Origin of the sequence: Caulobacter vibrioides (assembly GCF_002310375.3) — a bacterium.
Taxonomy (GTDB): domain Bacteria; phylum Pseudomonadota; class Alphaproteobacteria; order Caulobacterales; family Caulobacteraceae; genus Caulobacter; species Caulobacter vibrioides_D.
In genome coordinates this window covers 3,552,435-3,570,404 of the sequence record NZ_CP023315.3, presented here as the reverse complement: position 1 = coordinate 3,570,404, position 17,970 = coordinate 3,552,435, and the positions used below count along the sequence as shown (strand labels likewise).

The 17,970-nt window shown below is 65.6% G+C and carries 26 protein-coding genes; 12 read left to right on the top strand and 14 right to left on the bottom strand.

From position 1 onward, the window contains the following. Nucleotides 1-57 precede the first annotated feature (57 nt). The 12 genes from CA606_RS16835 to CA606_RS16780 form a co-directional block, all read right to left on the bottom strand. Complete coding sequence (locus CA606_RS16835) at nt 58-297, bottom strand: hypothetical protein (RefSeq protein WP_096053484.1); 240 nt, start codon at nt 295-297, stop codon at nt 58-60. Continuing rightward, the gene (locus tag CA606_RS16830; RefSeq protein ID WP_096053485.1) at nt 294-698 is read right to left on the bottom strand and encodes a hypothetical protein; all 405 of its coding nucleotides are present in this window, start codon (nt 696-698) and stop codon (nt 294-296) included. Before CA606_RS16830 ends, CA606_RS16835 begins: the two co-directional genes overlap by 4 nt. After that, nucleotides 695-2,935, bottom strand: a complete 2,241-nt coding sequence (locus tag CA606_RS16825; protein WP_096053486.1) for a ParB N-terminal domain-containing protein — start codon at nt 2,933-2,935, stop codon at nt 695-697. Before CA606_RS16825 ends, CA606_RS16830 begins: the two co-directional genes overlap by 4 nt. 8 nt (nt 2,936-2,943) lie before the next feature. Continuing rightward, on the bottom strand, nt 2,944-3,135 hold the full coding sequence (locus CA606_RS16820) for a hypothetical protein (protein WP_096053487.1): 192 nt from the start codon (nt 3,133-3,135) through the stop codon (nt 2,944-2,946). Beyond that, a complete protein-coding gene (locus tag CA606_RS16815; protein WP_096053488.1) occupies nt 3,132-3,461 on the bottom strand; it encodes a hypothetical protein in 330 nt (109 codons plus the stop codon). Before CA606_RS16815 ends, CA606_RS16820 begins: the two co-directional genes overlap by 4 nt. Next, nucleotides 3,458-3,745: a phosphopantetheine-binding protein gene (locus tag CA606_RS16810; RefSeq protein WP_096053489.1), complete on the bottom strand. Its 288-nt coding sequence runs from the start codon at nt 3,743-3,745 to the stop codon at nt 3,458-3,460. Before CA606_RS16810 ends, CA606_RS16815 begins: the two co-directional genes overlap by 4 nt. Then, nucleotides 3,745-4,161 carry a hypothetical protein gene (locus CA606_RS16805; protein ID WP_096053490.1) on the bottom strand — a complete coding sequence of 139 codons (417 nt, stop codon included), beginning with the start codon at nt 4,159-4,161 and terminating at the stop codon, nt 3,745-3,747. Before CA606_RS16805 ends, CA606_RS16810 begins: the two co-directional genes overlap by 1 nt. Further along, complete coding sequence (locus CA606_RS16800) at nt 4,154-4,372, bottom strand: hypothetical protein (RefSeq protein ID WP_181242657.1); 219 nt, start codon at nt 4,370-4,372, stop codon at nt 4,154-4,156. The genes CA606_RS16805 and CA606_RS16800 overlap by 8 nt, the downstream gene beginning before the upstream one ends. 111 nt (nt 4,373-4,483) lie before the next feature. Beyond that, the gene (locus tag CA606_RS16795; protein ID WP_181242656.1) at nt 4,484-4,861 is read right to left on the bottom strand and encodes a hypothetical protein; all 378 of its coding nucleotides are present in this window, start codon (nt 4,859-4,861) and stop codon (nt 4,484-4,486) included. After that, nucleotides 4,834-5,115 carry a DUF6948 domain-containing protein gene (locus CA606_RS16790; RefSeq protein WP_181242655.1) on the bottom strand — a complete coding sequence of 94 codons (282 nt, stop codon included), beginning with the start codon at nt 5,113-5,115 and terminating at the stop codon, nt 4,834-4,836. The genes CA606_RS16795 and CA606_RS16790 overlap by 28 nt, the downstream gene beginning before the upstream one ends. A 184-nt stretch (nt 5,116-5,299) precedes the next feature. Next, the gene (locus CA606_RS16785) at nt 5,300-6,082 is read right to left on the bottom strand and encodes a TerB family tellurite resistance protein (RefSeq protein WP_096053492.1); all 783 of its coding nucleotides are present in this window, start codon (nt 6,080-6,082) and stop codon (nt 5,300-5,302) included. Nucleotides 6,083-6,084: 2 nt separating this feature from the next. Continuing rightward, nucleotides 6,085-6,564 (bottom strand): helix-turn-helix domain-containing protein, encoded by a 480-nt coding sequence (locus tag CA606_RS16780; protein WP_096053493.1) that lies wholly within the window; start codon nt 6,562-6,564, stop codon nt 6,085-6,087. Between CA606_RS16780 and CA606_RS20715 the strand changes: the two genes are divergently transcribed. Further along, nucleotides 6,500-6,688 (top strand): helix-turn-helix transcriptional regulator, encoded by a 189-nt coding sequence (locus tag CA606_RS20715; protein ID WP_096053966.1) that lies wholly within the window; start codon nt 6,500-6,502, stop codon nt 6,686-6,688. The two genes, CA606_RS16780 and CA606_RS20715, sit on opposite strands and share 65 nt — an antisense overlap. Nucleotides 6,689-7,109: 421 nt before the next feature. Here the strand turns inward: CA606_RS20715 and CA606_RS16770 are convergent, their stop codons facing one another. Beyond that, nucleotides 7,110-7,325 carry a hypothetical protein gene (locus tag CA606_RS16770; RefSeq protein WP_097563474.1) on the bottom strand — a complete coding sequence of 72 codons (216 nt, stop codon included), beginning with the start codon at nt 7,323-7,325 and terminating at the stop codon, nt 7,110-7,112. Nucleotides 7,326-7,452: 127 nt separating this feature from the next. Continuing rightward, nucleotides 7,453-7,809: a hypothetical protein gene (locus tag CA606_RS16765; protein WP_181242653.1), complete on the bottom strand. Its 357-nt coding sequence runs from the start codon at nt 7,807-7,809 to the stop codon at nt 7,453-7,455. Nucleotides 7,810-7,889: 80 nt separating this feature from the next. Here CA606_RS16765 and CA606_RS16760 point away from each other — a divergent pair, with 80 nt between their 5' ends. From CA606_RS16760 to CA606_RS16710, 11 genes are all read left to right on the top strand, one after another. Beyond that, nucleotides 7,890-8,345 carry a hypothetical protein gene (locus CA606_RS16760; RefSeq protein ID WP_096053496.1) on the top strand — a complete coding sequence of 152 codons (456 nt, stop codon included), beginning with the start codon at nt 7,890-7,892 and terminating at the stop codon, nt 8,343-8,345. Next, entirely contained in the window at nt 8,342-8,746 is a 405-nt protein-coding gene (locus CA606_RS16755; RefSeq protein ID WP_096053497.1) for a hypothetical protein, read from the top strand. Before CA606_RS16760 ends, CA606_RS16755 begins: the two co-directional genes overlap by 4 nt. 66 nt (nt 8,747-8,812) lie before the next feature. After that, nucleotides 8,813-9,265, top strand: a complete 453-nt coding sequence (locus tag CA606_RS16750) for a hypothetical protein (RefSeq protein ID WP_181242652.1) — start codon at nt 8,813-8,815, stop codon at nt 9,263-9,265. Further along, nucleotides 9,258-10,745 carry a DNA cytosine methyltransferase gene (locus CA606_RS16745; protein ID WP_096053967.1) on the top strand — a complete coding sequence of 496 codons (1,488 nt, stop codon included), beginning with the start codon at nt 9,258-9,260 and terminating at the stop codon, nt 10,743-10,745. Before CA606_RS16750 ends, CA606_RS16745 begins: the two co-directional genes overlap by 8 nt. After that, entirely contained in the window at nt 10,723-11,298 is a 576-nt protein-coding gene (locus tag CA606_RS16740) for a hypothetical protein (RefSeq protein WP_181242651.1), read from the top strand. Before CA606_RS16745 ends, CA606_RS16740 begins: the two co-directional genes overlap by 23 nt. Next, complete coding sequence (locus tag CA606_RS16735; RefSeq protein WP_096053500.1) at nt 11,295-13,832, top strand: DNA methyltransferase; 2,538 nt, start codon at nt 11,295-11,297, stop codon at nt 13,830-13,832. Before CA606_RS16740 ends, CA606_RS16735 begins: the two co-directional genes overlap by 4 nt. A gap of 4 nt (nt 13,833-13,836) precedes the next feature. Continuing rightward, on the top strand, nt 13,837-14,199 hold the full coding sequence (locus tag CA606_RS16730) for a hypothetical protein (RefSeq protein ID WP_181242650.1): 363 nt from the start codon (nt 13,837-13,839) through the stop codon (nt 14,197-14,199). After that, a complete protein-coding gene (locus CA606_RS16725) occupies nt 14,196-14,468 on the top strand; it encodes a hypothetical protein (protein ID WP_096053502.1) in 273 nt (90 codons plus the stop codon). Before CA606_RS16730 ends, CA606_RS16725 begins: the two co-directional genes overlap by 4 nt. A gap of 193 nt (nt 14,469-14,661) precedes the next feature. Next, the gene (locus CA606_RS16720) at nt 14,662-16,305 is read left to right on the top strand and encodes a DEAD/DEAH box helicase (RefSeq protein WP_096053503.1); all 1,644 of its coding nucleotides are present in this window, start codon (nt 14,662-14,664) and stop codon (nt 16,303-16,305) included. Further along, the gene (locus CA606_RS16715; protein ID WP_096053504.1) at nt 16,302-17,297 is read left to right on the top strand and encodes a DUF1376 domain-containing protein; all 996 of its coding nucleotides are present in this window, start codon (nt 16,302-16,304) and stop codon (nt 17,295-17,297) included. The genes CA606_RS16720 and CA606_RS16715 overlap by 4 nt, the downstream gene beginning before the upstream one ends. Then, nucleotides 17,297-17,851 (top strand): transcription termination/antitermination NusG family protein, encoded by a 555-nt coding sequence (locus CA606_RS16710; RefSeq protein ID WP_181242649.1) that lies wholly within the window; start codon nt 17,297-17,299, stop codon nt 17,849-17,851. Before CA606_RS16715 ends, CA606_RS16710 begins: the two co-directional genes overlap by 1 nt. Nucleotides 17,852-17,970 lie beyond the last annotated feature (119 nt).

Genomic DNA, 17,970 nt, shown 5'->3' with positions numbered 1-17,970 from the left:
TGGCGGCGGCTGAGGCGGCGGCGGCGAGGGTCCAGCCGATCAGGCGAGGCCAACGCTTCATGACCGGGTGCTCTGAGTTTCGAGAAGGTCGGCCATCTCGCCGTGCTTCGCGGCGATGTCGGCGGCGAGCTGGGCGGCGGCGTCAAACCGGTCGATACGAACGGCGTTCGTGACGCTGTGGCCGGTCTTGAGCAGCTCGGCCGAGCGTGCCCAGCCTGTGGCCTTGGCGGTGTAGTTCTCGGCCTCGGCGACGTGGTAGGCGATGACGTCGGCCAGGGTTAGCGGGCGTTGGGTCATGCCGCCCTCGCCTGCTGGGCTTGCGCCTTGGCGGCGCGCACCGTCTGCATCGCCGCGCCGGCGATCGCAAAGTAGTCGGCGCGCTCGTCGGGATGGGCGTCCGACCACGTGGTGGCCGCGTAACGAGGAAGTCCCGCCGGGCTGGCCAGCATCGCCTTGCGCATCAACCCGAAGATCGATTGCGCGAGGCTCATCCGAATGACGCTGTCATCGCTGAGCCGCGCCGCGCGGATCTCGGCGAGCGCATGCTCGCCGATCGCCGTCCAGTTGGCCCGAGCTTGTTCGCCCGCCGTTTCCCAGCTCAACATCTGGCGAGGCCCCAAGGTCCCGCGCTTCATGGCGTCGACGCGATTCCAAACCGCTTCGGCGATGGCGCGGGCCATCAGCTCGGCGGCGGTCATGCGACGCCCCAATGCAGCAGCAGCTTGCCGCTACGGCGGTAGAGCCTGACGTCGCTGAAGCGTCCCGATCCGGCGAGGGTTTCGCCGACGACCATGCCCTCGCCCTCGCTCTTGGCGGAGATGTAGAACGGGGCGTCCAGCCCGGCCGGGGCCGGCGCGGTCATCTGGAGGGCGAGCAGGTAGTCCCATCGGCCGCCCAGGTGCGCGGCGGCGTCGAACCAATGATGGTCCATTTCCTCGCCGTCGTCGTCCTCGTCTTCGGCGAAGGGTGAGCCGTCGTCAGAGTCTGCGGCGTCGGGCGCCGCCGGTTCCTCAGTCTTCACCGGATCGACCAGCCAGGGCGTCACGTACTTGGCGCCCGAGGCCTCGAACGCGGTCAGGTCGCCGGTGTCGAGCGTCTCGTGCCGCATGCCCTCGAGGCGTTCGTCGTCAACCTCGCCGATCAGGTTCCAGGCGTCCTGCGTCAGATAGGCGATAAAGCCCGATCCGCTGGCGGCCTGGCCAAAGCCCAGCATGCGCTTGTGCTGGAGGCGGCTGGCCAGTTCCGCGCCCGGGCCGGTGTGAAACGAGAAGACGCGGCACCCACGGATCGCGCCGCCGCGCGTATCAACGCCGTCGAACGTGGTCTTGTGGGCGATCTCTGCGATGGCCAGAAACTCGTCGTCCTCCAGGTTGCCCGGATTGTTCGCCTCGTCGCGAACGGCGCTCGTCGCCTCGCTGGCTGGAGCGGCTACCTTGCCGCCGAGGGCTGCGTAGAGGGCGCTGGGGTCTTGAGCGGAGGGCGCGTTGTTTGCGGCGCGTGCGGCTCGCAGATCCTCCAGGCCTGCGACGGCCTCGGGCGAAGAGGCCCCGTGCTCTTCAATGGCCGCGCCATAAGCCATTGCGGCCGCGTCGATCGTCGGCGCGGTCTCGTGGCTATCTCCAGCGTCATCACCGGCGACCGCGAGAACCTGCCGGGTGAAGCTGTCGCGGCGATCGTCGGAGGCCTGAGTTGGCGGCTCCGGGCTGGGTTCGGGCGCTGGCGGTTGCGGCTTGGGCGGGTTGATGAAGTCGGTGGCGTAGCGGCCCGCGTCCGACGCCAGCCGCTCGCCCATTGAGCCCAGGGCGTCGATGCGCAGCGTCTTGAGCGCCGCGCCGGGGTCGGCGTCGAACTGGTTGTCGGCCAGCCATTCCCGGGCGCGGTCGGTCACGCCTGCGAACACGGCCTGATCGACGCGCATGTCCTTGACCAGGCCAAGATCCTCGGCCTCGGACCAGAAGCCGCCGCCGGGCGGAACCGAGATGCGCGTCAGCCCATCGGGGCCGTCACAGTCGCTGAGCTGCTTGAAGGCCAGTTCCATGACGAGCAGCGAGACGCGGCTGCGCTTGTCCAGCACCTGGCGCCATTTGGGCGTCTTCACGGTCTCGCGAAGGTCTTCCCAGGTGAAGGTGCGCTTGACGCCCGCCTCGCCGGTTTCCTTGGCGAGCGCATAGGCGGCCTCGCTTTCGAGGTACTTCTGCTTGTCGGCGTCGGTGGCTTCCTTGGCGACCTTGAGCGCGATCTGCACCGTCCGCTCGTTCCAGCCGACCGTCTTGGCAATCTGCTGCGCGGTGCGCTTGTGGCGGATCGACAGCGTCAGGAAGCCTTCGGCGGCTTCCAGATTGTTCAGGTCGGATCGTTGGAGGTTCTCGACCAGACCGGCCTCAAGCCGCGCCAGATCGTCGCCATCGTCGAGGCGGCAGAGGATCGTCTTGTCCGCTGTCCACCGGCCCTGTTCGATCAACAGGCCCCAACCACGCCAGCGGCGTTCGCCCATGACCAGCACATATCCCGCGCCGTCGGCCGCAGGGCGTACGGCGGGCGATTGCAGCATGCCCTGGTCGGCGAGGCTGTCGGCCATCTCGAAGATGGACGACGTCGACAGGCCCGAGCTGGTGCGGGCGTTTTCCGGATCGGGCAAGATCTGGTCGTGACGCAGGGCGACATAACCGGCGGGCGTCGTGGCGACCTCGGCGCCGTCGGCACGGTCCAGCGCCTCAAGGGCGGCCTGAGCCGACAGCGTCAGGCTGGCGTCCAGCGGCGACAGATTGGCCACCGCCAGCAAGCCGTCATCGGCCATCCGTGTCAGGCTGCGACGCAGATTGCTGGGGTCGCGTTCGAGGGTGCGCGCAAGATCGCTGACGGTCTCGAATTTCGATGACCTAAGGGCGCGCAGAATGTCGGCGTTTTCCAACGCCATGACGGTCAAGGCTGACATGGGTGCTCCTAGAGCGGCTTGAAGCGATGGGCGGAAAACCAGCCCGGGTGTGTGTCCAGAACCAGACGCTTGCCGTCGGGCGAGACGCGCCGAACCCGGACGATGTCGTCCTTGGCGAAGGGTGGCCGTCCCTTGCCGGGCATCTTCAGATCGGTCAGGTCGACGACGCGCGCGGCGTCGCCTTCGCGCCAGCGCGTCATCGAGCAGTCCTTACGGCTTTAAGGTTGGAGAGGGCGGTGGCCACTTCGTCGAAGGTCAGGCCCTCCCAGACGAAGGCGTAGGGCTCAAAGGGGTTGCCGATCGGGTGGATCGCGGTTTCGGTCGCGCCGCAGGGCGTGATCTCGACGTCGTCGGGCGAGCGCCCTAGTCGCGTCAGCAGGGCGTGAATGGCCTGACCGGGGCGGCGGCTGGTGACCAGGTATCGGCGCTTGCGGTCGCTGGCCGCCGCGCTGGCGCAGCCCTTGGCGAAGGGCGTCAGGTGGAACAGCACGTCGCGCTTTTCCGGGACGATCACGGTGATGTTCACGTCCAGGCCCCCGACATGATGCGGGTGACGGCCGCGTCGATCGTGTCGATCGTCTCGGCCTCCTCGTCGCTGATGCCGATGTCGAACGTCTCTTCGATGTCGAGCACGAGCTGAAGGCGGTCGAAGCTGTCGGCCTTCCAGTCGTTGGCGATGCTGGCTTGGTCCGACAGCGCGCGGCGAGGATCCTCGCGCCCGGCGCCGACCCGCTTTTGCAGCAGATCGCGGATGCGGCGGGCGCAAGCAGAGCGCACGGTCTCGGCCATGGCTTGGGCGTCGTCGGCCATCAATGCAGCCTCCGCAGCAGGCGCGTGATCACGCCGACAGGGGGTTGCGGCAGTGGCAGGACGGCCGGCGCGCCATCAAGGGTGTTGGCCACATAGGCCGGAAGGTCGAAGCGGCCGGTCCTCGCGTCGAACGCGGCCTCGATCGCCGCGGCGGGCATGGCGATGCGGTCGCCGAGATAGGCCGTCGCGGCTTGCGCAGCCCAAAGGTCGTTGGCGTTCAGCGCGTCCTGGCGCTCCAGCCACGCCAAGGCGTCACGCTGATAGGGTTGCAAGTCGAGCGCGTGCTGATCCCAGCTCGGTGGCTCGCTACGGCGACGGGAGGCCGCCCATTCGGTGAGGGAGATGACCTCAGCCGAACAGCGTTCGGTCTTGAGCGACGGTCTTGGCTGGTCGCCTTGCTCGAAGGGGCTACGCACGGCGCGGCCCCTTCATCTCCCGCGCCAGGCGCAAAATCTGGTGTTCCTTAGCCGCCGCCTCGCCGGCCCTGACTGGGTCGATGTTGACGATGACGGGCAGGTTGCGGCGCGGGATCATGCGGACCCGCAGATAGATCGCCGCCAGTAGTCCGATCTCAGTCAGGTGCGCGGCGATCACGGGCCACGGCGTTCCTTGCAGTAGGATAGACATGATTGACCTCGGCGCTATCGCCCTCGGGGCGATGTGTTCTCTGAGGGTTTGAAAAAGAGGAGGCCCGGCCAGGGCGGTAGGGCTACGCCGAGCCCTGGCCGGGCCTCCGGCTCACCAGCCGTAGCCGTAGCCGTAGCCGTAGCCGTAGCCGTAGCCGTAGCCGTCGCCGTCGCCGTCGCCGTCGCCGTAGCCGTAGCCGTCGCCGTCGCCGTCGCCGTAGCCGTAGCCGTAGCCGTCGCCGTCGCCGTCGCCGTCGCCGTAGCCGTAGCCGTAGCCGTAGCCGTCGCCGTCGCCGTAGCCGTAGCCGTAGCCGTAGCCGTCGCCGTCGCCGTAGCCGTCGCCGTCGCCGTAGCCGTAGCCGTCGCCGTCGCCGTCGCCGTAGCCGTAGCCGTCGCCGTCGCCGTCGCCGTAGCCGTAGCCGTCGGCGCGGGCGGTGCCCGCGCCTTGGCCGTCGAGGGTCGCTATGCGGCCCACTTCTCGGCCTCGCACGGGATGATGGCGATGAGGGCTTTGCGGCTGACCTTGAGGTCGGCGGGAGCGTCGAGCTGAGTGCTCGATTGCGGTCCCTCGATGGCTAGTTGGTTCAGGCCCTTGGTCGTGCCCCAGCGGCGCACGCAGCGGGCGTTCTTGATCTCGACCCAGTCCGGGGTCGTGACCGTTTCACCGACCCAGACAAAGCCTCGGTCGGCCACCACCAGCACCAGGCCGTGGGCCTCGCCGGTGATCGTTGCATTCTCTCCCATATGGTCCTCAGACCGCACCGGAGCGATCGGGAACCGAAATCGGTTCTCAACGCCCTTCCAGTCCCAGACGAACACCCCGTGTGCTCGCTCGTCCGGTGCGGGTGACCATAGCGTTTGCATATTGCAAACGTCGGCGTCAAACAAAAAGTTTGCAGTCTGCGAACCTGACGGTTTGCGGAAAGCGCTACTCGATTGTTATGCGGTAGTCGTGCTCCTTGCCTTTTCGGATCATCTCGCTGACGAGGAACATCTCATCGTCCGACACTTCGCCGTCGGCTCGAGCGAGATCCCCCATGGCGGCAATCGTTGTGCTGGCAAGCGGCTCTCCCGCCTGAAACATAATCCGCAAATTACGATAGAACGCTTCACAATCGGCGTTGAGGCCGAGGGCTCGTTGCAGCATTTCGCCTCGCTCTGCTTCGCTAAGTGATGCGCCGGCGACCTTTAGGAAGGACTGGATAACTTGCCGTTCGCTGGGGTGAATGAACCCGTCGGCTCTTGCGACCGTGATCAAGGCTCTGATGGCAGCTCGCAACTCTGGATGTGGGAGCGGTTTGCGACCAAGGCGCCCGGCGCGGCTTCCGATCGCGGGTGGAGCTGGAACAAAGAAGCGTTCGGGATCTCCGAGGTCTTCGCCGCTAACGCCACAGGCTACGCTATCAATCCGATCAATTCGAAAGACGCGATGAGCTTGCCGCTCAAGGCATCGCGCAGCGACATATGAATAGTTTCCCGATGCGTAGCAGTTTCGCACTGATATGCGGCGAAAACTCGCCACATCCTGAGCATCAATGTAGTCGATTATCAGGGCTCGACCGAAAAGTGGGTGATCTTCATCACCAGGTGCGGGCTGGATAGTTGCGGGACTGTCTTCCGGTGGGACGATCGGACTTGAGAAGGTCGGGGGCGTCAGGGGCGGCGCGTCATGCGCTTCGCCGCGTAATAGCGCCTTGATAAACCCGAGCATGTCTAGCTGCCGCTTGCGACCTTGCGGAAGGTTTCGAGCACCTTCATGGCCTGAGGCCTCTGCTGCTCATCGATCTCCAGCCAGATGTCGATGACGTCGCGGGGGAGTTCATAAGGGTTGTGATCGATAATCGCGCCCGGCTTCGTTTTCAGGGCTGGAGCCAGCCTGAAAAGCCACTTGGGCGATAGCTGCCGCTCGCCTGTCTCAAGCAAGCTAATGACAGACTTGGTCGTCCCGATCTGCTCAGCCAGATCCTCTTGCGAAAGGCCTCTGTAGTTCCGCCAGTCGCGAAGATGGTGCAGGGGCTTGTCGGGGCTTTCCATGTTCGCAGTTTGACGTAACGGCACATCCGCGTCGTCACGCAGTCTGCAAACCGAGCGGGTTGCCAAAGAGTTTGCAATATGCAAACCCTTGGGCATGGAAACCGCAAACCTCACCCGGTCGAGCGAGGATCTTGGCGAGAAGCTGAGGTCGCTGGGCATTTCGAAGGGCTACGTTTCTCAGCTCGTGAGCGGGGCTAGAACGCCTTCGCTTGAGCTGGCGGTTCGGATTGAGCGCGAGCTGGGCATCCCGCCAAGCGCATGGCTTCCGGCTGAGAGGGATTGATGTCCTATCTCAGTGGAGACTGGCAGATCCGAGGGCACGCTTCGCAGCGCGCCTTCAAGACGCGCCTGGACACCGCCTCGGCGGTCGCCAAATGCGGCGCGCGTCGCAGCGTCGCGCGCCCTTTCGGTGTTTCTTTGATCGAGCGGCGCGTGATGGCTCGAACGATGCGGGCGCACTCGCTGGCGTCGCTGTCGGCTACGTCGCTGAGCAGTCTGTCGACAAGCACCATGTATGCGCTCGTGAAGTCGACGGGGTCGTTCGCGGGCGAGATCGATGCCTCCAAGTTGGCCTTTACCGCCATCGATCTTGTCCCGACCGGCGTCGGGTCGCAGATCTTCGCTACATCGAAACGCGTACGCGGCATACACACCCCCGGCGGTTGCGAATGCTACATACCCGGCGTTCGCGGTCAAGTCGCGAGCTACCTGACCAGCAACTCCGTGGCGAGCTTGTCTGCCCAGGTGATGGCGCGATCGTCGGCTGATGCGGTCGGGCGCTGGTCTTCGATCACGCGCATCAGGTTCACCAGGAACTTCTCGCCCTGGCCTTGCTGGCCAAGAGTTTCGGCAAGCGCCAAGGCCAGGATCGTCAAGGCGCGAAACTCGTCGGACGGTCGTGTAGTCGGTTCGTCGATCATGGCCACCGCATACAGCGTGGCCGTGGAATTGGGCGTTAATTTGCATGGTGCGACGCCGCGACACATTGCCGTCGAACCAGAGTTGACGGGTGGGTGGCAAACTCGCTCGCGCTGTATTTCCGCTGGGTCATCCGACGGGCCTGCTCAACATCAGGGCGCGCTCGGCGATGTCGCCCAGCGTGTCCAGCATGACGCCGCGCCGGGCCGGATCGTCGGCTGGTGTCGGATCGGTCAGCGGGGTCGCGAACACACGGCAGGCCGTGGCGGCTTCGCCAGGCGTCAGGTGTCGGATGCGAGCGCCCAACAGGATTGCGCTGGCGTGGGCAAGGGCTTCGATCTGGCCCTTGATGATCGTCAGGTCATTCATCTTGTCCCTCCGGTTGTAGGCGCCATCAGGCTTGTAGCCGCGCCGGACGGGCACGTCGTTTGCGGTCGGCTTGCTGCTTTGCAACGCCGACCCCGCCATCGCGTGACGGGTCCCCACCTTCTGCCCGTCGTCGCGCGCGCCGCTGGCATCCGCCTCGCCAGCGGCGCGATCCCCTTCCTCAACATTCGGAGCTGGGCATGACCAAGCGTCGCGTCCCCGCGAGCTTTCAGGACGCCGTCGCCACGATCGGCGGCTTTCTCACCTATCCCGTCGCGGCCGAAGCGGTCGGAAAGGCCGAGCGGACCGTGCGCAACTGGTCCGATCCGGATACTGGCGCCCTGCCGACGATCGAGGACGCTGTTCGCCTGGATGCCGCGTTCATCGCGGCCGGTGGCGGAGACCCGCCGATGCTAGCCGCTTACGCCATGCGCCTGGAGCGCGCGTCTATGGCCTCGGCCGGCGCCGCCGAAGTTGCGGCCAGCATGAAGGCGGCTGTCCGAGAGGGCAACGAGGCCGTCAACGCGATGTTCGATGCTCTTGAGCGTGGAGGCGATCGGCTGGCGCGTGAAGTCGCTGCGCGCGAGGCGCTCGAGGCTGCCGACGCCTTCAAGAGCGCTGCGCAAAAGCTGGTCAGCGGCGGGGGCAAAGAATGAGCCGCTATCCCTCGCGCTCTTCTGGCTATGTGAGCGGCCTGCCGCGTCGCTCGGCGCCGCGTACGCCCGAACGCCGTTCGCCTGATCGGCGAGCGTGGATCACGATGTTCGAGTACGCGCTCAAGGCCTTCGATGCGCCTTCCGAGACGCCCTACGACTTCGCCAACAGCCTGCGCGGCCTGACGGGTGACAACTTCCCGGTCGAGCGCGGTGACATCCGCGCCCGTTGGGCCAAGTCGTTTCTGGAGCGGGCGCGCCTCTGGGTCGATGGGGGCGCAAGCACCCGAACGGCGTTCGCCGCAGGCCTGGCCGCCGACGCGAAGGCTTTCACCGACTTTCTGATCGAACAGGGCGCGGCTCAAGCGGCTGCGAGCCGCCAACGCATGGGGATGGAGGACTAGATGTCGCGAGGGGGTCATACCGCTTCGGCGCTGAGAACGGCTAGCGGCGCGCTTTCGGATGTGGGCGTGCTGCCGCGCTCCCGGATCGAACGCTATGAGATGGACATGGTCCGCGAGCGTCGCCGCACTGTGCGCGCCAGTTGGCAGGCTTGCGCCGAAATGGTCGGCCGGTCGGTTCACGACGTACGTCTGGCCTGCGATCCGGACTACCGGCCCGACTTCGTCGCGCCTGTCGTCTCCGCGCCACGTCTGCGACTGCGTGATCTGGACGATGTCAGCAAGTTCGTGCTGAGCGTGCTGCACGAGGCTGAGCAGGACTATCAGTCCGATCGTCGTAAGCAACGCGACGTCGCGGTCGCCGAGCTGATGCAACGGTTGCGGGTGGGCGGGAACAAGGTCGGCAAGCTTCTGCCCGTTCTCGAAACCCGAGGTGTCGTCGTTTCGCGGCGTCTGAACACCGGGCGATTTGCATGGCGTCTGAGCCCCATGGGGCGTGAGCTGGTCGGCGCCGATGGCTGAGCGCTCCGCCTATATCGCGCCAGCCAACGATGCGCCCGCGCGCCCCATCGACGTGGTTTACTTCGCAGGGGCCGGCGGGTCGTCTGAGGCCTATCGCCTAGCGCTCGGCCGTCACCCCGATGTGGCCTTGAACCACAACGCGGTCGCCATCGGCGTCCACATGTTCAACTGCCCCGAGACCGAACACTTCATCGCCGACGTGTTCGACATTGATCCGACCGTGATCCGGCCGGGCGTGAAGTGGCGGTCTTTCTGGGCCTCGCCCGACTGTCGCCATTTCAGCAAGGCTAAGGGCAGCGCGCCTGTGAGCCCGCGCGTGCGGGGCCTGGCCTGGGTGGTGGTCAAGGTCGCCAAGCTGCTCGGCGATCTCGCGCCCGACGTGATCTTCCTCGAAAACGTCGAAGAGTTCGTCGACTGGGGGCCACTGCTGCCGCCGGACGACAAGGGTGTCCAGCGGCCCGATCCGGCGCGGAAGGGCGAGACGTTCGGCCTTTGGTGCAAGCGGCTGCGTCAATGCGGCTATGTGGTCGAGTACAAGGTCGATTGGATCGCCGCCGACTTCGGCGCCCCGACCACGCGTAAGCGGCTGATCCTGATCGCGCGCCGCGATGGCCAGCCGATCGTGTGGCCTGAGCCGACGCATGCGCCGCGCAAGGTGGCCAAGAGCAAGGGGCTCAAGCCCTATGTTCCGGCCGCCGACTGCATCGACTTCTCGCTGCCGTGCCCGTCGATCTTCCTGACGCAGGCGGAATGCCGCGAGCGGGGCATCCGGGCCAAGCGGCCGTTGGAAGAGGCCACCTTGGCGCGTATCGCCAAGGGGGTGATGCGCTACGTCATCGCCTCGGGCGACCCGTTCATCGTGCCGATCCAGAACTGGTCGCACGAGCGCGTTCACGACATCGACGATCCGTTGCGGACCATCACGGCCTATCCGCGCGGCGGCGCTTTTGCCCTGGTGCAGCCCGAGATGGCGGCCGGGCCGTTCGTCACCCCGTTGACGCATCATGGCGAGGGCCGGGTCTACGACCCGCAAGATCCTCTGCGGACGGTGACGGCCGCGCATCGGGGCGAGCTGGCCCTGGTCCAGCCGACGCTGATGGGCGGGGCGATTGTGGGTTGTGGGTCGCGGGCCGGTCAAAGTCCGCCGCGCGGACTGGATGATCCTCTCGGAACGGTGATCGGCAAGGCGGATCGCTGTTTGACGGCGGCCTATCTGACCAAGTTCAGCGAGAACAGCATCGGCGAGGATCCTGGCGAGCCACTGCATACGGTGATGGCATGGCGCGCCGCGCCATGGGCTGGTGACCCAGTTCCTCACCAAGTTCCGCGCGGGTGCGACGGGGTCGGGCCTCGAAGATCCGATGCCGACTGTGACGGCCAGCAGCTTCAACGTGCGGCCCGGTGGCGCAGTGCCGCTTGGCGTAGTGTCGGCCTACATGGAACAGGCCAATACCGACATGGTCGGACGCGATATGGTTGACCCGGTGTCGACCATCGTCAGCAAGGGCTGCACTCAGCGGCTGGTCACGGCGATGCTGTCTCATGCCTACACGTCGAACACGGCCGGCGGTGAAGGCAATCCCGAACAGCCAGCCAAGACGATCACGGCCGGGGGCAACCATCACTATCTGCTGCAAATGCCGCTGGCTGAGGGCGGGGCTCCGATCTCGGATCGCCTGAGCGCGTTTCTCGTCAAATACTACGGCACCGCCGAGGGGCAGGATCTTCGCGACCCGCTCCACAGCGTCACGTCGCGCGCCCGCTTCGGCCTCGTCTATGTGCGCGGCGAGCTGATGCAGATCGCCGACATTGGCATGCGGATGCTGACGCCGCGCGAGCTGGCGGCGGCGCAAGGCTTTCCGAAGGCGTATCGCACCGATCGGCGGATCGACTTTGCGACCGGCAAGGTCGAGCCTGTCACCAAGACAGACGAGACCCGCCTGATCGGCAACAGCGTGTCGCCGATCGCCGCTGCACCCTTCATCCGCGCCAACCTGCCGCCCCAGGCTGAAGACGTGCGGGTGGTGGCATGACGATCGCCGTTCGTGACTATGACGCCTTCCTTGCCGCTAAGGTGCCGCCCGCGCCGCGATGCGGGTTCGAGATCGGTGATGAGGTCATCAATCCGCTGCTCAAGCCGCACCAGCGGGCGATCGTGCGGTGGGCGGTCTGGCGGGGACGGGCGGCGATCTTTGCCGCCTTCGGCCTGGGCAAGAGCGTGATGCAGTTGGAGATCGCGCGGATCATGCGCGACCTGGTCGGTGGGCGCGCGCTGATCGTGATGCCGCTCGGTGTGCGTCAGGAGTTCCGGAAGGACGCTGCGATGCTGGGCATCGACGTGACCTTTATTCGCCGTATCGAGGAGGCGACCGACCCTCGAGGGATCTATCTGACGAACTACGAGACGGTGCGCGACGGCAAGCTGGACCCGAACCACTTCTCGGTGGCCTGCCTCGACGAGGCCTCGTGCCTCCGCGGCTTTGGCGGCAGCAAGACCTTTCGCGAGTTCATGCGGCTGTTCGACAGGGTCGCCTATCGCTTCGTCGGCACGGCGACGCCCTCGCCGAACGATCACATCGAGCTGCTGGCCTATTCAGCTTTCCTTGATGTGATGGACGTGGGGCAGGCCAAGACGCGGTTCTTCAAGCGCGACAGCGAGAACGCCGATAACCTCACCCTTCACCCGCACAAGGAACAGGAGTTCTGGCTCTGGGTCGCCAGTTGGGCGCTGTTTGTCCAGCGGCCGTCGGACCTGGGTTTCAGCGACGAGGGCTACGCCCTTCCCGAGCTGAAGGTCATTTATCACGAGGTTCCGGTCGATCACCGCGCCGCCGGCGTCGACAAGAGCGGGCAGCATCGCCTGTTTCAGGACGACGCGCAGGGGATCGTTGGGGCCAGCAAGGTCAAGCGCGACACGCTCGAGGCTCGCGTCCTGAAGATGTGCGAGATCCTGCGGGCCGATCCGGATGAGCGATACATCCTCTGGCATGACCTGGAGGCCGAGCGCGCGGCGATCGAGGCGGCCGTTCCGCAATGCGTCAGCGTCTATGGCGCGCAAGATCCCGACGCTCGCGAAGACGCCATCGTGCATTTCAGCGACGGCTGGTTCCCCTACCTCGCGGCGAAACCGGTCATCGCCGGGTCGGGCTGTAACTTTCAGCGTCACTGCCACAAGGCCGTGTTCCTGGGCATCGGCTTCAAGTTCAACGACTTCATCCAGGCCATTCACCGCATCCAGCGGTTCCTTCAGCAGCATCCTGTCGAGATCCACGTGATCTACGCCGAGAGCGAGCGCGCGGTGCTGCGGAACCTTCAGGAAAAATGGGCTCAGCACGAGGAGATGGCCGCGACCATGAGCGCGATCATTCGAAACTATGGCCTGTCGAACGCCGACATGGCTGGGGTCCTGACGCGCGCCATGGGCGTCAAGGATCGGATCGTCGTCGAGGGCGAGGGCTATCGTCTGGTCAATGACGACACCGTGCGCGAGACGCGCCGCATGGCCGATAGCAGCGTCGACCTGATCGTCACGTCGATCCCGTTCTCGACGCAGTACGAGTATTCGCCCAACTACGCCGACTTTGGCCACACCGACGACAACGAGCACTTTTGGCAGCAGATGGACTATCTGGTGCCGGAGCTGCTCAGAGTCCTGCAGCCTGGGCGCGTGGCGGCCATTCACGTCAAGGATCGGATCGTGCCGGGCGGCATGACGGGGCTGGGCTTCCAGACCGTCTATCCCTTCGCCGACGACTGCCGCGTCGCCTTCCGTCGTCATGGCTTCGCCTATCTCGGCGAGAAGACCAACCTGACGGACGTGGTTCGCGAGAACAACCAGACCTATCGGTTGGGTTGGTCGGAGCAGTGCAAGGACGGCTCGCGCATGGGCGCGGGGCTGCCCGAGAAGGTGCTGCTGTTCCGCAAGCCGCCCTCGGATCGCTCCAACGGCTATGCCGATCTGCCGGTGGCCAAGGACAAGGACAGCTACACGCGGGCGCGCTGGCAGCTCGATGCGCATCACCTCATGCGCTCGGCCGGGGATCGTCTGGTGGCGCCTGAGGAGTGGGCCAAGTTCGAGGACGCCGATCAGGTCTACCGCCTGTGGAAGGGGTTCAATCTCCAGCGGCTTTATGACTTCGAGCACCATGTCCAGATCGGCGAGGCGCTAACGGCGGTCGGCCGTTTGCCGCCGACGTTCATGCTGTTGCCGCCGCATTCCTGGCACGACGACGTCTGGACGGACGTGGCCCAGATGCTGTCGCTCAACACGGTGCAGGCCCAGAAAGGCGCTGAGAAACATCTCTGCCCGCTGCCGTTCGACATCGTCGATCGCCTGATCACGCAGTTCAGCATGCCTGGCGAGATGGTGTTCGATCCGTTCGGCGGGCTGATGACCGTGCCTTACCGCGCGATCAAGCTTGGGCGACGGGGGTGCGCCAACGAGCTGAACCCCGCCTATTTCCTGGATGGCGTGAAGCACGTCGAGGCGATGGCGCGCGAGATGGCGACGCCAACCCTTTTCGACCTCATCGGCGAGCGTCCAGCTCCAGCGACGGAGGCCGCGTAAGGTCATGGTGAGTGTCGGTGAAGTCGCCAGGGTGCTCGGTCGCGGGTGTTTTCCCCTCAAGCGCGAAAGTGACTGCCAGTTGGCGATCGACGGGCATCTGCGCGCGGCGTTTCCGGGCGTAGCGATCTCTCGTGAACATCGCCTAAGCGGGCGTGATCGGCCTGACTGGCTGATTGATGGCCGGTTTGTTGTCGAGGCCAAGGTCCATGGCGCGGTCCGGGCAAAGATCGAACGGCAGTTGCAGCGCTATGCCGAGCATGACGCCGTCGAAGGGATCGTGCTGGCCACCGGCCGGAGCATCATTCTGCCCGCCACGATCGGCGGCAAGCCGGTGGCTGTGGTCAACCTCGGGGAGGCTTGGCTGTGATCCATCCGAAGTCTGTCAGCTTCCCGGTTTACGGGGCCGCGCTTGCGGCGGGCGTCGACTATGGCGTGGCGCTGCGTTGGATCGACGCGTCTAGGCGGCTTCAGGCGATCTGGTTTGGGGATCGGGCGGCTGAGCGGGTGCGAGAGGCCTGGGATGAGGGTGTCGCCATGCATGGTGAGGACGCTATGTGCGATCTCGCCGAGCGTCTGATCGAAGCCTTTCGCGAGGGTAGGCTCTTGCCGCTGGCGCCTCTGGTGTCGGCGCCATGAGGAGCGTGCAGTTCTTTCGACCGATCCCGGTCGTGGTCCCGCCGGGCCTCACCGCCGATGAGCGCTTGTTGGCGGCATGGGCGGGGCGGCCTGACCCAGTGCCAGACGGGCGTATCCTAACCGTGCGCGAAGCGCGGCTGAGGCTCATCCGTTTGCGGCGCGAGCGCGGCATCGGCCCGGATGGGAGGGTCGCGTGAGGACCTATGGAAAGCTGGCGCGCGCTGGCGAATGCTGGGTGCTCGAGGACGTCGAGCCCCACGTTGCTATCAAGCTCAAGGCGATCTTCCCTAGCGTGCCCAAGGCCTCGGCCGGGCCGTTCAAGTTGCCGGCCAATGAGGCGACTTCGGCCGACGTGAGTTGGTTCTTGCAGCGCTACCCCTTGCAGGCCTCTGCCGGTGATCTGGCCGAGCTGGAGCGGCGACGAACGGCGTTCGTGCGGGTGCAGGACGAAATGGCCGCCATCCTGGCGCCGGACTATCAGCCGACGCTGCTCGCGGGCCTGCGTCCTGGCCAAGAGATCCGGGCGCACCAGGCGCGCGCAATCGAGATGGTGCGGCGGTTTGGCGGCGTGCTGGTCGGCGACGAGATGGGGCTGGGCAAGACCTATACCGGCGGCGGGGCGTGCCTGTTGCCCGGCGCGCTGCCGGCGACCGTCGTCTGCCCGACGCACCTACGAGGCCAGTGGGCTCAGAAGCTGCGCGAGTTCACGACGCTCGAACCGCACGTCATTTCGACAACGAAGCCCTACCCGCTGCCGCCGTGCGATGTGCGGGTGTTCTCCTACACCCAGCTCCAGGGCTGGGCGGACGTGCTGGATATGCTCGGGACCGGTCTCGTGATCTTCGACGAGGCGCATGAGCTGCGGCACGGAACCGACACCCAGAAGGGTGTCGCGGCGCTGCGTCTAGCCGAAGCCTCGGCGATGCGCATGGTGATGACCGGCACGCCGGTGTTCAACTATGGCAACGAGATCTGGCGCATCATGCAGTACTGCCGCCCTGAGGTGCTGGGCGAGTACGAAGACTTCGCGCGCGAGTGGTGTGGTAGCGGGCGGGAAGTCCAAGATCCTGAGGCTTTGGGCACGTATCTGCGAGAGCAGCATGCGATGATCCGCAAGGTCTCGCCGGGGCCAAAGCCCAACATCATCGTCCAGACGATCGACCACGAGGTCGAGGCCCTGGAGCGGGTCGAGCACCTGGCGCACGCGCTGGCTATCCGGGCGTCGACGGGCACGTTCGAAGAGCGTGGTCAGGCTGTGCGCGAGCTGGACATGATGATGCGGCTCAACACTGGCGTCGCCAAGGCCAAGGCCGTGGCCAAGTACGCGCGGATCGTCGCCGAGGCGGGTGAGCCGCTGATCCTTCTGGGGTGGCACCGCGACGTCTACGACATCTGGCTGAGCGAGCTGAGTGACCTCAATCCGGTCATGTACACCGGCACGGAGACACCGGCGCGCAAGGAAGAGGCCAAGCGCCGTTTCCTGGCTGGAGAGAGCGATATCTTCATCATGAGCCTGCGCTCGGGGGCTGGGCTCGACGGGCTCCAGGCCCGCGCCAAGGTCACCATCTTCGGCGAGCTGGACTGGTCGCCGCAGATGCATGCGCAGTGCATCGGGCGTCTCAATCGCGAGGGTCAGGCCTGCTGGCCAGAGCCGGTGACGGCGATCTTCCTTGTCGCGGTCGACGGTTCCGATCCGCCCATGATGGACGTGAACGGCCTCAAGGCCAGCCAAGCGCACGGCATCGTCGATCCGGGCGAGGAACGCATCGTCACGCGCGATGTCAGCAAGCTCCAGAGCCTGGTGCAGCGGTACCTCAACCGGTCGGAGGCAGCATGAAGCGCGAGAACTTCTATCGCCGAGATCCTGGCGCGGCGCTCCAGGGCATGGTGTCGATGACGCTGGAGGAGCGTGGGGTCTACAATACGGTCATCGACCTTTTGTACCTGACGTGGCGCCCGCTTGAGGACAATCGTGGCTACATCGCAGGGCATTGCGGCTGCGCCGTTCAGAAGCTCAATCCGATCCTCAATCGGCTTATCGAAAAGCGGAAGCTGATCCGCTTCGAAGTCGATGGCGAGCACTACATCTCTAACGCCAAATTTGAGGACGAGCGGCGCTCGGTTAAGGGCGTCACGACGCGGTCCGGTCGGGCAGAAGTCGGGGAGAAGTCGGCAGGTGTCGAGGAGAAGTCGGCAGGTGTCGGAAATAACCCGCCACTTCTCGACCTTGAAAGCGTGGAAAATCAGACGCTTACAGCCCTAGACAAGAGTAGACAAGACAAGAGTAGTTCGGAAGCTATCGCTTCCTCACCGGGCGCATGCGCGCGCGAACTCGATGAGGTTGTCGAACAGGTCGTGGTGGCGCTGTGGGGCGTGTGGCCCGAGGTTGGCTTGCGCCGGTCGGGCAAGCGGGAGCTGCGCAAGGTCATCCGAGCTGAGCTGGTCGCTGGCGCGGCAGCCGAGCGGCTGATCGCTGCGGGCTCGGCCTATGCTGCGGACAAGTCCGCCTGGGGATCGAGCGGCCAGCCGAAGGCGGTCGCTGAATGGTTTGCGCTGGGGCGTTGGGCTGACTTCGTGCCTGCTGTCGCTGTCGTTGCGGCTGCCGTGGACCTCTTCCGGTTCGAAGGGCCGGCGGAGGTGCGGCGAAAGCTGTGCGAGACGCAGGGCGAGAGCTTCGTGCGGAAGTACCTTGATCCGGCCCGATACGATCCGGGAGGGCGAGCCGTCCTGCCTGCAAATGGGTACGCTCGCGAGGAACTCGCGCGAGCATGGTTTCCAATAAAATCAATGGGCTATGTGCTCGGAGACGTTCAAAGAGGGGTGGCGTAATGGCCGACTTTGGTGGTGGTGAGGATGGTGCTGACCTGGTCGGCCGGTGGTGCGTCGTGGTCGCCAAGCCCGGTATGGATCGTACCGCGCGGGCGCGCTTGGAGGCTCAGAAGTTCGAGGTCTATGTGCCTCTCGCAGTGAGCGAGGCGCCGAAGACGCCTCGCAATCCGAAGGGTGGCCTGAACATCCGACCGTTCTTCCCTCGGTATCTGTTCGTGCGGCTGAGCGACGCGTCAATCGGATGGTGGCGGTCGATGTACGGCACGATCGGTGTCTCTTCGGTGTTCGTCGGGCCTGACCAGCGTCCCGTCGCCGTGCCGCCGCGCATCATCGAAGCGCTTCAGGCGCGGGAAGAAAACGGGTTCATCAAGGTCGCCCAGGCCTCGCCTGAGCCCGAGCGCTGGCAGCGTGGCGACGCTGTTCGGTACGCGACTGAGGCTGGAGACCTTGACGCGATCTTCGTTCAGCCGGTTGACAAGACTCGCGCAGAGATCTTATTCAACCTACTCGGACGCGAGACGTCCAAAGTCGTCACCTTGGCCACACTGAAGTGAGGCCGGGTGCGGCAGCCATCTAAGGCAATCGCTCTGCACCTTGGCCACGCTCTAGCGAGGCCGGGTGCGGCAGCCGTATAGGCCACCCATTCCCCTGACTGAAAGCCCGCCGGTCGTCC

Excerpts from the sequence above, each read along its gene's own strand:
- CA606_RS16835 (WP_096053484.1), bottom strand. The coding sequence starts at position 297 with ATGACCCAACGCCCGCTAACCCTGGCCGACGTCATCGCCTACCACGTC.
- CA606_RS16730 (WP_181242650.1), top strand. The coding sequence starts at position 13,837 with ATGGTGAGTGTCGGTGAAGTCGCCAGGGTGCTCGGTCGCGGGTGTTTT.
- CA606_RS16710 (WP_181242649.1), top strand. The coding sequence starts at position 17,297 with ATGGCCGACTTTGGTGGTGGTGAGGATGGTGCTGACCTGGTCGGCCGG.
- CA606_RS16820 (WP_096053487.1), bottom strand. The coding sequence starts at position 3,135 with ATGACGCGCTGGCGCGAAGGCGACGCCGCGCGCGTCGTCGACCTGACC.
- CA606_RS16785 (WP_096053492.1), bottom strand. The coding sequence starts at position 6,082 with ATGCTCGGGTTTATCAAGGCGCTATTACGCGGCGAAGCGCATGACGCG.
- CA606_RS16830 (WP_096053485.1), bottom strand. The coding sequence starts at position 698 with ATGACCGCCGCCGAGCTGATGGCCCGCGCCATCGCCGAAGCGGTTTGG.
- CA606_RS16810 (WP_096053489.1), bottom strand. The coding sequence starts at position 3,745 with ATGGCCGACGACGCCCAAGCCATGGCCGAGACCGTGCGCTCTGCTTGC.
- CA606_RS16825 (WP_096053486.1), bottom strand. The coding sequence starts at position 2,935 with ATGTCAGCCTTGACCGTCATGGCGTTGGAAAACGCCGACATTCTGCGC.
- CA606_RS20715 (WP_096053966.1), top strand. The coding sequence starts at position 6,500 with ATGGAAACCGCAAACCTCACCCGGTCGAGCGAGGATCTTGGCGAGAAG.
- CA606_RS16755 (WP_096053497.1), top strand. The coding sequence starts at position 8,342 with ATGAGCCGCTATCCCTCGCGCTCTTCTGGCTATGTGAGCGGCCTGCCG.
- CA606_RS16780 (WP_096053493.1), bottom strand. The coding sequence starts at position 6,564 with ATGCCCAGCGACCTCAGCTTCTCGCCAAGATCCTCGCTCGACCGGGTG.
- CA606_RS16760 (WP_096053496.1), top strand. The coding sequence starts at position 7,890 with ATGACCAAGCGTCGCGTCCCCGCGAGCTTTCAGGACGCCGTCGCCACG.
- CA606_RS16740 (WP_181242651.1), top strand. The coding sequence starts at position 10,723 with ATGGTCGGACGCGATATGGTTGACCCGGTGTCGACCATCGTCAGCAAG.
- CA606_RS16790 (WP_181242655.1), bottom strand. The coding sequence starts at position 5,115 with ATGGGAGAGAATGCAACGATCACCGGCGAGGCCCACGGCCTGGTGCTG.
- CA606_RS16800 (WP_181242657.1), bottom strand. The coding sequence starts at position 4,372 with ATGTCTATCCTACTGCAAGGAACGCCGTGGCCCGTGATCGCCGCGCAC.
- CA606_RS16715 (WP_096053504.1), top strand. The coding sequence starts at position 16,302 with ATGAAGCGCGAGAACTTCTATCGCCGAGATCCTGGCGCGGCGCTCCAG.
- CA606_RS16745 (WP_096053967.1), top strand. The coding sequence starts at position 9,258 with ATGGCTGAGCGCTCCGCCTATATCGCGCCAGCCAACGATGCGCCCGCG.
- CA606_RS16770 (WP_097563474.1), bottom strand. The coding sequence starts at position 7,325 with ATGATCGACGAACCGACTACACGACCGTCCGACGAGTTTCGCGCCTTG.
- CA606_RS16735 (WP_096053500.1), top strand. The coding sequence starts at position 11,295 with ATGACGATCGCCGTTCGTGACTATGACGCCTTCCTTGCCGCTAAGGTG.